The sequence below is a fragment of the Microcoleus sp. B4-C2 genome, assembly GCF_036705265.1.
Classification (GTDB): Bacteria; Cyanobacteriota; Cyanobacteriia; order Cyanobacteriales; family Microcoleaceae; genus Microcoleus.
On record NZ_JAUBUB010000010.1, the window covers coordinates 76,383 to 88,080 of the forward strand.

Sequence of the window (11,698 nt, forward strand, 5' to 3'; positions counted from 1 at the left end):
ACAAAATCTTGGATCATATTCGGTGCGTGGATTCTCGCTTTCGGATTCAGCAACCAGCGCCATTTAGACTTATATATTGCACCATTACCAAGAACCGGCTTTGGGGCCCGTTCCACAAAGAATGAGTTTTCTTGTGGGGAGTAGGGGGTGGGCAGGAGAGGCCGCCCAAAACAGGCTTGTTGATCATGGTGCAACATCTCTGTTTAGAAACCAATGGTTTCGGTGCTCGTTATTATCTGTGACGCCGGAACTTTGGCAGACTAAAGGGACGACTGGACTTTCTGGGACATAGTTTTGGGAACACCTTTACCGTCGGGGCTGTTTCGGGGCAACCACGGGGAGTAGGGGTCGGATTGCCCCTAGGGAAAACCAGCTTTTTGTAGGGTTCGTGCCAAGAATGCCGACCAATCCAGAATTTGTTAGGCCTTTGGTGGGATTGGGGCAACCACGGGGGGATTGGGGCAACCACGGGGGGATTGGGGCAACCACGGGGGGATTGGGGCAACCACGGGGGATTGGGGCAACCACGGGGGGATTGGGGCAACCACGGGGGGATTGCCCCTACAAGAGAATGAAACAGCCCTGCGTCTACCGTCTCACTCTTTTAAGATACAAGGGGCGGGTTTTTGGGATTGTCAATTATTGGCCGGTATTGTTGGTGAGGGGATCCCCTACCATATTAGGGGTTATCGATCGGACATAATATGACAAGCTTAGCCAGCAAAAGCGAAAACACGCCGAAAATTCGATCGACTTTTCGGCCTGGTGCGACGAAGCCTGAGAAAGGGCCCGGAGGGAAAATCAACCGATTTCTTCTGTCAATTCGCTACTCTAGCTGCCACTGGTTTAGGGTGATGGAATGTGAAGGATTTTGCGATCGGGCGATCGTCCAATACCTGAATTCGCACTTGATACCGATAAAAAGCGCTTTTCACTGTCCCGCCTGTTTCTTCTACCGCCACAGTTGAAACGTTTTTTCGTACTCTTTCCCTTCAGTTCGATCGACATTCCCAGCATTCAGCGACAATCCCAAGCCCCACCTTAGTAAAATCAACAGCGACCAATCAAGCCCGTGTACTGCTGCTAGATTAATCCTAAATAAGTCGTAAATTTTTTACCCCAGCCCAACCCTCCCCTTAGTAAGGGGAGGGAGTAAGAAATTCACAAATGATGCGAGGATTGCTATAACAGGTTTCGGATAATTCCTGACATCCTTTATATGAAAGATATAAGCGCAGTTAAACGGCAGGTAGTGGCATTGGCGGATTTCAACACCCTTTTAAGAACAGGCATCTTGCCTGTTCCCGATAGAGGTACAAAACACCCATAACTAACCCAAAGTATACATCCAGCCATCCCTCGCGCAAATCCTCACAATTCCGTCCCAAACTACAGGCGTCGCCTCAAAAGACAAACCCGGCTTAAATCTCCCCGATTCTATTACTTTCAAACGGTAAAACTCCCCTTTAGCATTTCTCAAAGCATTCTGATCCCCCGACTTCGCTCGTTCCCAATTCAAATTGAACAAATAAACACCGTTGTATCCCGCACTGATCAGTTTATTGCCATCGGTAAAAATCGGAGTTGAAATTGAAGAACCAATCGCTTTTTTAAATACTATTACCGGAGTATCGTAAGACTGGTTTCGCCAAGGCACAAAAGTTTTTTTACCTGTAATCATATCTTGGGAACCGATGTACAAATTGCCGTCGAGTGCATTTGTGGCAAACAGCGCCGGAAACTCCCCTGGATTGTACTCATCATTCAAAGCCACCGAGCCAATTATCCCGCCTTCCCAGCTAGAAACTCGGCGATTCCCCGTCGGCAAAAACCATTCGACGCTGGCATTCGGTTCTTTATTTGGATTCAGCTTCAGCACTCCGCCGTTGCCCTGAATGTATTGTTTTTCAATGGCACAAAACAGTTTACCTGATTTAGAAATTACTGCACTTCCATCCAAATCTGAACCAGTATAAAAATCCCAAACAATCTTTTTAGTTGCAATGCTAATACCGTAAATATGACCGGAACCAGCAGCTATAAATATTCTATCTTTGAGCCTTGATGGCGATGATTCCGCTACCAAGTTGCCGCCGTGCTTTCTGATATCTCCTGCTGCATAAAGCTGTACTTCTGACAAGATATTTGGCTGCTTGATGCCTTGTTTGATTTTTGCATTGCTTGTGGAACTATCGAGAAAATAGCCGATCGCATTTTCCCCCGCATTGAACAAAACGCCACCGCCGATGTACAAAGCGCTGCTGTCATTATCCCGGCTGTAGCTGGGCGTTTTCCTGATGTCTAATTTCCAAAGTTCCTTGCCAGTTCTAAAAGATATTGCCCTAAAACTCGGCACGATACTTTTGCCACCACCGCCACTGCGGCTTCCCTGCAAAATTACAATTCTGTTTTCGGGGCTAGCTTTTTGATCGATATAAATCGTTGATGAACCTTTGATTACATCATCAAATTTATAGCGCCAAACTTCTTTATTAGTAGCAATATCTATTTTTCGCAAATTGTGGTCATAAGCACCTATAATTAAATAAGTTTTTCCCCCGTCTCTGGTAATTGTCGGCTGTCCTGTCCAACCGGCACCGCTCCAAACTACAGACCGCCTTCCCAGAAAAGTCCGGCCGCTGCCGAGTTGAAATTTGTCGATTAACTTCAAGCTTTTCGGAACACCTCTGCCGTAGAACCGACGCTTGTCGTTACCTAAAAAGGTCGGGACTAATAATTCTATTTCTGGGTCTGCTTTAGCCAGCAAATTGTTAAGATTAGTTTCTAATAAAGCTGGCTCCGAATCTTCAGTTTGGTACAGTTTGATAACAGCAGGAGGAACAGCAGCACTCAGCAAAAATTGTCCTAGCTGTTGATTGAAGGTTCTCCGAGATGATAAGCTCATATTAGATCGAGATAATCAGCCTTAATATTAAAACATAATGATCAGCAACAACTCAACTAAAACATCTCGCGCTAAACTGCTAGAGGACTGATACCAATTTAATGTGAAGTTGCACATATCTCGATCCCCCTAAATCCCCCTTAAGAAGGGGAGTAGGGGTTGACTTTGAGCGGAATCTTGTCCCACCCCCTACTCCCCTTATTAAGGGGGGCTAGGGGGGATCAGATTCTACGGGGCCTCATAAAAAATTGGTATGACAAGCTTACCCAGCACGAGTAAAAGTAGATTTGATTATGGTCAACCGTCTTGCTCAATCCCAAAGCCTTTACCTGCGGAAACACGCCGAAAATCCGATCGACTGGTGGCCCTGGTGCGACGAAGCCCTAGAAACGGCCCGAAGCGAAAATAAACCGATTTTCCTGTCAATTGGCTACTCTAGCTGCCACTGGTGTACGGTGATGGAAGGAGAAGCATTTTCCGATCGCGCGATCGCCCAATACATGAATTCGCATTTTATACCGGTAAAAGTCGATCGCGAAGAACGCCCGGATATCGACAGCATTTATATGCAAACCTTGCAAATGATGACCGGTCAAGGCGGTTGGCCGCTCAACGTTTTTCTCACTCCAGACGAGCGAGTTCCCTTCTACGGAGGCACTTATTTCCCCGTAGAACCGCGCTACGGACGCCCCGGATTTTTAGAAGTTTTGCAAGCAATTCGCCGCTTTTACGACACAGAAAAAGGCAAAGTAGAAGCCTTCAAAGCAGAGATTTTAGGCAACCTCCAACAGACGGCAGCGCTGTCAGGAGTAACCGCCGAATTAAATCGCGAACTCTTCCAAAAAGGCTTAGAACTCAACACCGGAATTATTGCGGGCAGCAACCCCGGCCCCAGTTTTCCGATGATACCTTATGCTGAGCTAGCACTGCGGGGAACGCGATTTAATTTTGAGTCAAAATACGACAGCAAACAAGTCTGCACTCAGCGCGGATTAGACTTAGCATTGGGCGGTATTTATGACCACGTAGGAGGCGGATTTCACCGCTATACGGTTGATGCGACTTGGACTGTGCCACACTTTGAAAAAATGCTCTACGACAACGGTCAAATTGTTGAGTATTTAGCAAATTTGTGGAGCGCGGGAATACAAGAACCCGCTTTTGAAAGTGCGATCGCGGGGACAGTAGAATGGTTGAAGCGAGAAATGATTGCGCCAACAGGCTATTTTTATGCTGCACAGGATGCCGACAGCTTTAACACTTCAGAGGAAGTTGAACCGGAAGAAGGAGCATTTTATATCTGGACTTATGCCGAACTGGAACAACTATTAACTGCTGAGGAATTGGCGGAAATTAAAGCACAGTTTACTGTTAGTCGCAGCGGCAATTTTGAAGGCAAGAATGTCTTGCAGCGCCGCCATCCGGGAAAACTAAGCGATACAGTAGAAACGGCTTTGGCTAAACTCTTTCAAGTTCGCTACGGTGGCAATCCCGATACTGTAAAAACCTTTCCGCCAGCTCGCAACAATCAAGAAGCTAAAAATGACAGTTGGCCGGGTAGAATTCCCGCAGTTACTGACACGAAAATGATTGCTGCTTGGAATAGCTTAATGATTTCGGGATTGGCCCGCGCGGCGGCTGTTTTTGGAAATTGGGAATATCTAGAATTAGCTGTGAAAGCGGCTAATTTTATTTTAGACAATCAGTGGACGGATGGGCGGTTTCAGCGGTTGAATTATGACGGACAATCTGCTGTTACCGCGCAGTCGGAAGATTATGCTTTGTTTGTGAAAGCTTTGTTGGATTTGCACCAAGCGAGTTTGACTTTAGGCAACGGGGAAGAGGCAAAACAGTTGCCGAATTCTCAGTTTTGGTTGGAGAAAGCTGTGCAGGTGCAAGAAGAATTTGATGAGTTTTTGTGGAGCGTGGAATTGGGAGGATATTACAATACTGCTAAGGATGCTAGCGGAGATTTGTTGGTGCGGGAACGCAGCTATATAGACAATGCAACTCCGGCGGCGAATGGAATTGCGATCGCATCTTTGGTTCGCCTCGCGCTGTTGGGCCCGAATTTGGAATATCTCGATCGCGCGGAGCAAGGTTTGCAAGCTTTCAGCAGTATTGTACAAGATGCTCCGCAAGCTTGTCCGAGTCTACTTTCGGCGATCGACTGGTATCAGCATTCTACCCTGATTCGCACGACTCCCGATCAAATTGCTGGGTTGATTTCGCAGTATTATCCGACTGCTGTCTGTCAGATTGAGGCTGATTTGCCTGAAGGTGTTATCGGGTTAGTTTGCGAGTGTTTGACTTGCAAGGAACCTGCGAAAAGTCAAGAGCGGCTGTTGGAGGAAATTTTGCAAAGTCAAACGCGAGTTTAGCACCAATACTGTCTATATTATTGAACCGCGAAGACGCGAAAAACGCGAAGGAAGAAGGAGGAAGCAGAAGGAAGAAGTAGATTATCTCCTACCGGGAAGGAAGTACATCTTCAATCGGCTCCTCAATAGACTTTTTGCAAAAGTCCTTTTAAGCAAATTTTCGGACGGGCAAGATGCCCATCCCACAAGAAAAAAAACTTTTTGTGGGATGGGCATCTTGCCCGTCCCAGCTATTTTTGCAAGAGGTCTAATCTTCCAAAGAATCTCAGTGGCTTCAGCCCGCTTGACTGTCAACAAATGCAAATACTTTCCGGCGGCACGGCAACTCGAACGCTGTCGCCGACTTGGTGTCGCTGCAAGTCATCTCTGTGCAAGTTTTGTCGGCGAAGGGCGATCGAACTTTTAGCAGTCAACCGCACCGTATAGCGCGTATCAGTGCCAATATAAATAGCCTCTTCTACTATTGCGGGCCAGGTATTTTCAGCGTCATAATTAGCAGGATAAATAGCAGCTTTTTCTGGCCGCAATACCAGGGTGACAACTTTCCCGGCGGGCAGATATTCTGCTGTCGCAACTAACACGGGCAACTCCTGGTCAACCAACACGATTATTTTACCGTTTTGCTTTTCTACTACTCGACCACTTAAAAAATTGCTATCGCCAATAAAATCAGCAACAAACCGCGTTTTAGGATATTCATAAATATCAACAGGCGTCCCGACTTGTTGCAGTTTTCCTCCATCCATCACTGCAATTCTGTCCGACATCGTTAGTGCTTCTTCCTGATCGTGAGTTACATAAATAAACGTAATTCCCAATTTTCGCTGCATTTTTTTTAATTCTAATTGCATCTCTTTACGCAATTTTAAATCCAGCGCTCCTAGGGGTTCATCCAACAGCAAAACAGACGGCTGTTTGACTAATGCTCTTGCTAGTGCTACTCGCTGTTGCTGTCCCCCTGACAGTTGGCGGGGATAGCGTTTTCCTACCTCGGTTAACTGCACTAATGCTAAGGCTTCAGCAAGGCGATCGCGAATTGTTTGCTGAGGCAAATTCTCCATTTCCAACCCAAAAGCGACATTTTGTGCTACTGTCATGTGCGGAAATAAAGCATAGTTTTGAAATACCGTATTTACTGGGCGGTGAAATGGCGGGCGATTTTGCATCGGTTGGCCGTGAATGTAAATTTCGCCTGCTGTGGGAATTTCAAAACCGGCGATCATTCGCAAAGTTGTAGTTTTGCCGCAGCCGGAAGGGCCGAGTAAAGAAAAGAATTCTCGATCGTAAATTTGCAGGTTGATGTTATCTACAGCTAAGAAATCTTGACTGCGGGCACTTTTAAATACTTTGGAAACTTCTAAAACTTCGACAGAGTGCATTGTGTTAGTATGTGTGAGTATAAAAATCTGAGTTCGAGTCCGGTTAAACTGATATCTTGCACTATTCTCAATTACTGGTTTAGGAACGGGCATCTTGCCCGTTCCACAAGAAATTTATTCTTTGTGGAACAGGCATCTTGCCTGTTCTTGAGAATGGTGCAACTCCAAAACAAGCTAAAAAATTAAGTAAACCAGCCCCGGCAGAAACCTGTTTTATATCTACTTTCCGGCCCCTGCTTTAACTTCCGTCCAAGCTCGATCGTACAATGCAGTTGCTTTCCCGACATCCTCCAATAATTTCATTTTGCCAAACACCTCAGCCGGCGGGTAAATTTGAGGATTATTCAAATCTTTCGGGTCGATTAAACCTTGATCAATTGCTGCTTTGTTGGGCGATCCGAAGTGGGTAAAATTGGAAATTTGGGCGCCGACTTCTGGCTGCAAAATAAAGTTAATAAATTTCTCCGCTAACTCTTTCTGGGGCGCACCTTTGGGAATAGCCATGTTGTCCGAAAAAATGATTGTTCCTTCTTTGGGAATAGCGTAACGGAGATTAGGATTTTCTGTCATCACTTGGAAAATATCACCGCTCCATTCCATTGTCAAATTTACTTCTCCTTGATCTAGCATATTTTGCCCGGTGTCGGGGACAAAAGCTGCAATGATATTGTTACTTTTAATCAGCAAATCGCGGGCTTTGTTAATCTCTTCGGGATTGGTTGTATTTGGGTCAAACCCTAAATACATTAAAACTCCTGCTAATGTGTATCTGGCATCGTCTTGCCACGCGACTTTTCCGGTATATTTTGGGTCGAACATCACCGCCCAACTGTTGATAGCGCCCTTTGTTTCTTTCGTGTTGTAGCCAATTCCCATCGTTCCCCACTGGTAGGGCAGGGAATATTTATTCCCAGGGTCAAAAGCTTGATTAATAAACTTAGGTTCTAGGTTTTTCTTGTTGGGAATATTGTTTAAATTCAGCGGCTCAATTAGATTTTCTGCGATCATGACTTTCACCATGTAATCGGCGGGAAATATTAAGTCGTAACCGGGGTTGCCCTGTTTGAGTTTGGCATAGAGTGCGTCGCTGTTCTCGAAAGTGTCGTATTGAATTTTAACATTGTTCTCTTTCTCGAATTGGGCGATCGCTTCTGGAGCGATATAACTTGCATAATTGTAAATGCTGAGCACTTGCTGTTGGTTGCCACCTGTGCGGCTACAGCCGAAAGCCACCGTTGCACTCATCACAAACAAAAGTAGGAAAGTCAGCAGGCGTTTCATAGGTTTGGTTAGTTGCAGACAAAAATAATTATGACACAGAAAGCAATTTTTTTAACTTTTCTGAACTTTGAGAGATGATATAACCAGCAACAAGGAAGCCAACAACATCAAAGTTGAAATGGCATTAATCGCTGGCGTCACTGAGAATTTTATCATGCCATAAACAAATAATGGTAGCGTCATGGAACCGACGCCGGTGGTAAAAAATGTCACGACAAAATCGTCTAGCGACAGAGTAAAAGCCAGCAGTGCCGCGCTGAAAATAGCGGGCCAAATCAGAGGGAGAGTGATGCGCCAAAAAGCCCGCCATTCGTTAGCGCCTAAGTCAAAAGCTGCTTGTTCTAATTGAGGATCTAGTTCCGCCAAACGCGCCCTGACAGTAATAGTCACAAAGGAAATATTAAAGACAACGTGACCGATAATTACAGTAGGTAAGCCGAGATTGAGGCGAATTCCCGTGAGATTTTCTACGATCCGAAATACTAGGGTAAAGAAAACTAGCAGCGAAATGCCGATCGTAATTTCGGGCATGATAATCGGCAAAAACAGTAAAGCTTCTACAGCTTTGCGCCCCGGAAAATGAAAGCGTTCGAGTGCTAACGCGAGCATTGTACCAAAAATTGTCGCTAACACCGTCGAAATAGCTGCAATTAGCAAGCTGTTGTTAAGTGCTGTCCAGATTCCGGCACTGCTACTCGTAGCAATCGTCGCGCCTGCATTGCTAAACAAACTGCGATACCAATCTAGGGTAAAGCCGCGCCAAACGGCATTGAATCTGGAGGCGTTAAAGGAGTAAATAATTAAGATGAGAATTGGCAAGTAAAGAAAGGCTAATGCTAGTACAGCTTGTACCCAAAGCCACTTTTTGCCGATCGCCCGCACGAGCAAGTCTAGTTTAGTCATTAGTCAAAAATAGGTTCGCCTGTAGGGGCGGGTTTTACAGACAATCTGTGCCTAAGACCAATAATCTCATAAACCCGCCCCCACCCAACTGTAAATCTCAATCTACCTGTTTAAGTTTCGTCAGACACGCGGAAGTAAATTAACACAGGAATCAATATGATTACCGTCAACAGCATAGAAAGCGCCGATCCAAACGGCCAATCGCGGGCTTTCATAAACTGATTTTGAATCAAATTCCCCACCATAACTGTTTTAGAACCACCTAATATATCCGGTGTGATGAAAGCGCCGACAGCGGGAACAAAAACTAAAATAGAGCCTGCCACAATACCGCGAGTTGTTAATGGTAAAAATACGCGCCAAAAAGTGCGAATATCATTTGCGCCTAAATCGTGAGCGGCTTCTACCAATGAAAAATTGAAGCGTTCTATGCTAGAATATAAAGGCAGAACCATGAAAGGTAAATAGCCGTAAATAAGACCGATCGCCACAGCGAAAGGCGTAAAAAGCAAATTTAACGGTTCGCTAATAATTTGCAAGCTTTGCAAGGCTGTGTTAACTACTCCTTCGCTACGCAGGAGTATGATCCAAGCGTAGGTTCTCACTAAAAAATTAGTCCAAAATGGAATAATTACCAGCAAAAGCAAAGCATTGCGCCAGCGGGGAGAACGGGTGGCGATGAAGAATGCGAGGGGATAGCCAACTAACAAGCAAGTGGCTGTTGTTAGAAAAGCCAGCCAGAGCGATCGCCCAATTACTCCTAAGAAAAGTCCACTGAACAAACGCTGGTAGTTGCTGAGAGTAAATATCCAAGTAACACCGCCGTAAGTACCGCGTTCTAAGAAACTGTACAACAGTACAATTAGCACGGGCAAAATGAAGAAAACCATCAGCCAGGCTGTAGCGGGAAATAAGAGCAGCAACAGGTTAGTTTGCTGGCGGTTTTTGACACTCATTATTTACTCAAGCGAAATTTAGCACATAATGCAACACATTTTATATCAAATCCGCATTTTATGAATTATGTCATCATTAATAAATTATCAAGAGGTACGCAATGTCAGCAGAATCGTCAACCCCCAAAATAGTCGTCGTCGGTGCAGGATGGGCCGGTTTAGGCGCTACCTATCACCTAGCCCAGCAAGGCTATGATGTCACCCTGCTAGAAGCAGGCCCTTATCCGGGTGGCTTAGTTGCAGGGTGGAAAACCGCCGGCGGGCGTTCCGTAGAAGCTGGGATTCATGGCTTCTGGTATCCCTACAAAAATATCTTTTCCTTAGTCAAGGAATTAGGACTCGATCCCTTCACACCTTGGACTCGTTCTTGTCAGTATTCACCCGCGGGATTGGAAGTAGAATCGCCAATTTTTCAGGACGAACCGCGCCTTCCCACACCGTTAGGAACCTTTCTTTACACCAGATTTAAAAGGCTGCCATTAGTCGATCGGCTTTCAGCGTTGCCCTTACTCTACGCCGTCCTAGATTTCGACAATTCCGACGAAGCTTGGCGCCGGTACGATCGCGTCACAGCCCGCGAACTCTTCAAACAGTTTGGCGTTTCTGCAAGACTCTACCGCGATGCTTTTGAGCCAATGTTATTAGTAGGTTTATTTGCACCCGGAGAACAATGTTCGGCCGCCGCAGCTTTAGGAATGCTGTATTATTTCATATTAGCACACCAACCGGATTTTGATGTAGTTTGGTGTCGCGGAACTGTCGGAGAAAAAATCTTTCGTCCCTGGGTCGATCGCCTGGAAAAACTCGGTGCAAAAGTATTGACAAAGCAGCGAGTTACTGATTTAAGAGTTGACAGCAACAACCGAGCCACAGGCGTTGTTTGCGGCGAAGAAACCTTCGATGCAGATGCAGTTATTTTTGCAGTTGGCGTCACCGGAATGCAAAAAATTATCAGCAGCAGCCCAGCTTTGCAAAGTCGCCAAGAGTTTCGGGACGCGATGAATTTGGGTGCCGTTGACGTGTTAGCTGTTCGCCTGTGGTTTGACCGAAAAATTGACATTCCCCTGCCTTCTAATGCCTGTTTTGGATTTAGTTCAACTACGGGATGGACGTTTTTTGATTTGAATGCTTTGCACGACGAATTTCGAGACGAACCGGGAACAGTTGTCGAAGCTGACTTTTATCACGCAAACCAATTAATTCCCCTAAAAGATGAGGAAATAGTTTCCTTAGTTCAGCGGGATTTAGCGACTTGCATTCCGGCTTTTCGGGAGGCAAAAGTAATTGACAGCAGCGCGATTCGGCTGTCGCGGGCTGTGACGCATTTTGCCCCTGGCAGCTATCAGTATTTGTTGCCAGCGGTAACAAGTTATGATAATGTATTTATGAGCGGCGATTGGGTTGTGACCCGCCACGGTTCTTGGTCGCAGGAAAAGGCTTATGTTACTGGTTTGGAAGCGGCAAATTTGGTAATTTCGCGTTTCGGAATCGGAAACAAAGCGACAATTATTCCCGTGGAAGCTGATGAACCGCACATTCAAATTGGGCGAAAGATTAATCAGTTTACTCGCAGTATGACTAAAACTTTCATTCCCGATTTTTGGCTGCCATAAAAAGAAGGAATTCTGCAACGCATTTAACAGATATCTTGCACCATTCTCAATTAGCCGTAGGGGCGGGTTCGCCAACAGCCTTAAAGCTTGCAAATAGGTTCTCTAAACCCGCCCGACCCCACGAAAAATCCTCTTATTGATATTGTTGCAAGATGTCAGATTTAACGGATGTCAGGAAGAAGGGGGATTCCCGTCTGGTTAGCTAAGGATCGCGAATTAAATAACTTACAATTTTAATTGTTATTGTGGGATGGGCGTCCCGCCCGTCCAAAAAAGACGG

At 45.6% G+C, this 11,698-nt stretch carries 8 protein-coding genes; 3 read left to right on the plus strand and 5 right to left on the minus strand.

The window, feature by feature from the left end:
• Nucleotides 1–704 precede the first annotated feature (704 nt).
• Nucleotides 705–968: a DUF255 domain-containing protein gene (locus QUB20_RS06120; protein WP_333058451.1), complete on the plus strand. Its 264-nt coding sequence runs from the start codon at nucleotides 705–707 to the stop codon at nucleotides 966–968.
• Nucleotides 969–1,330: 362 nt separating this feature from the next.
• On the opposite strand, the gene QUB20_RS06125 is transcribed toward QUB20_RS06120, so the two are convergent.
• On the minus strand, nucleotides 1,331–2,905 hold the full coding sequence (locus QUB20_RS06125; RefSeq protein WP_333250932.1) for an outer membrane protein assembly factor BamB family protein: 1,575 nt from the start codon (nucleotides 2,903–2,905) through the stop codon (nucleotides 1,331–1,333).
• Nucleotides 2,906–3,198: 293 nt separating this feature from the next.
• On the opposite strand from QUB20_RS06125, the gene QUB20_RS06130 reads away from it, so the two are divergent.
• The gene (locus QUB20_RS06130; protein ID WP_333250929.1) at nucleotides 3,199–5,286 is read left to right on the plus strand and encodes a thioredoxin domain-containing protein; all 2,088 of its coding nucleotides are present in this window, start codon (nucleotides 3,199–3,201) and stop codon (nucleotides 5,284–5,286) included.
• A 290-nt stretch (nucleotides 5,287–5,576) separates the two neighbouring features.
• On the opposite strand, the gene QUB20_RS06135 is transcribed toward QUB20_RS06130, so the two are convergent.
• The 4 genes from QUB20_RS06135 to QUB20_RS06150 all read right to left on the minus strand — a co-directional run bounded on the left by QUB20_RS06135 (nucleotide 5,577) and on the right by QUB20_RS06150 (nucleotide 9,805).
• Nucleotides 5,577–6,665, minus strand: a complete 1,089-nt coding sequence (locus QUB20_RS06135) for an ABC transporter ATP-binding protein (RefSeq protein ID WP_333250934.1) — start codon at nucleotides 6,663–6,665, stop codon at nucleotides 5,577–5,579.
• A 219-nt stretch (nucleotides 6,666–6,884) separates the two neighbouring features.
• The gene (locus QUB20_RS06140) at nucleotides 6,885–7,946 is read right to left on the minus strand and encodes a spermidine/putrescine ABC transporter substrate-binding protein (protein WP_333250927.1); all 1,062 of its coding nucleotides are present in this window, start codon (nucleotides 7,944–7,946) and stop codon (nucleotides 6,885–6,887) included.
• 51 nt (nucleotides 7,947–7,997) lie between these two features.
• Nucleotides 7,998–8,849, minus strand: coding sequence for an ABC transporter permease (locus QUB20_RS06145; protein ID WP_333250925.1), 852 nt, complete (start codon nucleotides 8,847–8,849; stop codon nucleotides 7,998–8,000).
• A 110-nt stretch (nucleotides 8,850–8,959) separates the two neighbouring features.
• Entirely contained in the window at nucleotides 8,960–9,805 is an 846-nt protein-coding gene (locus QUB20_RS06150; RefSeq protein ID WP_333250922.1) for an ABC transporter permease, read from the minus strand.
• Between the two features lie 101 nt (nucleotides 9,806–9,906).
• Between QUB20_RS06150 and QUB20_RS06155 the strand changes: the two genes are divergently transcribed.
• Nucleotides 9,907–11,418 carry an FAD-dependent oxidoreductase gene (locus QUB20_RS06155; protein WP_333250919.1) on the plus strand — a complete coding sequence of 504 codons (1,512 nt, stop codon included), beginning with the start codon at nucleotides 9,907–9,909 and terminating at the stop codon, nucleotides 11,416–11,418.
• Nucleotides 11,419–11,698 lie beyond the last annotated feature (280 nt).

What these genes read in the sequence shown, in the direction of transcription:
- QUB20_RS06155 (WP_333250919.1), top strand. Translation starts at nt 9,907, where the DNA reads ATGTCAGCAGAATCGTCAACCCCCAAAATAGTCGTCGTCGGTGCAGGA.
- QUB20_RS06140 (WP_333250927.1), bottom strand. Translation starts at nt 7,946, where the DNA reads ATGAAACGCCTGCTGACTTTCCTACTTTTGTTTGTGATGAGTGCAACG.
- QUB20_RS06130 (WP_333250929.1), top strand. Translation starts at nt 3,199, where the DNA reads ATGGTCAACCGTCTTGCTCAATCCCAAAGCCTTTACCTGCGGAAACAC.
- QUB20_RS06125 (WP_333250932.1), bottom strand. Translation starts at nt 2,905, where the DNA reads ATGAGCTTATCATCTCGGAGAACCTTCAATCAACAGCTAGGACAATTT.
- QUB20_RS06150 (WP_333250922.1), bottom strand. Translation starts at nt 9,805, where the DNA reads ATGAGTGTCAAAAACCGCCAGCAAACTAACCTGTTGCTGCTCTTATTT.
- QUB20_RS06135 (WP_333250934.1), bottom strand. Translation starts at nt 6,665, where the DNA reads ATGCACTCTGTCGAAGTTTTAGAAGTTTCCAAAGTATTTAAAAGTGCC.
- QUB20_RS06145 (WP_333250925.1), bottom strand. Translation starts at nt 8,849, where the DNA reads ATGACTAAACTAGACTTGCTCGTGCGGGCGATCGGCAAAAAGTGGCTT.
- QUB20_RS06120 (WP_333058451.1), top strand. Translation starts at nt 705, where the DNA reads ATGACAAGCTTAGCCAGCAAAAGCGAAAACACGCCGAAAATTCGATCG.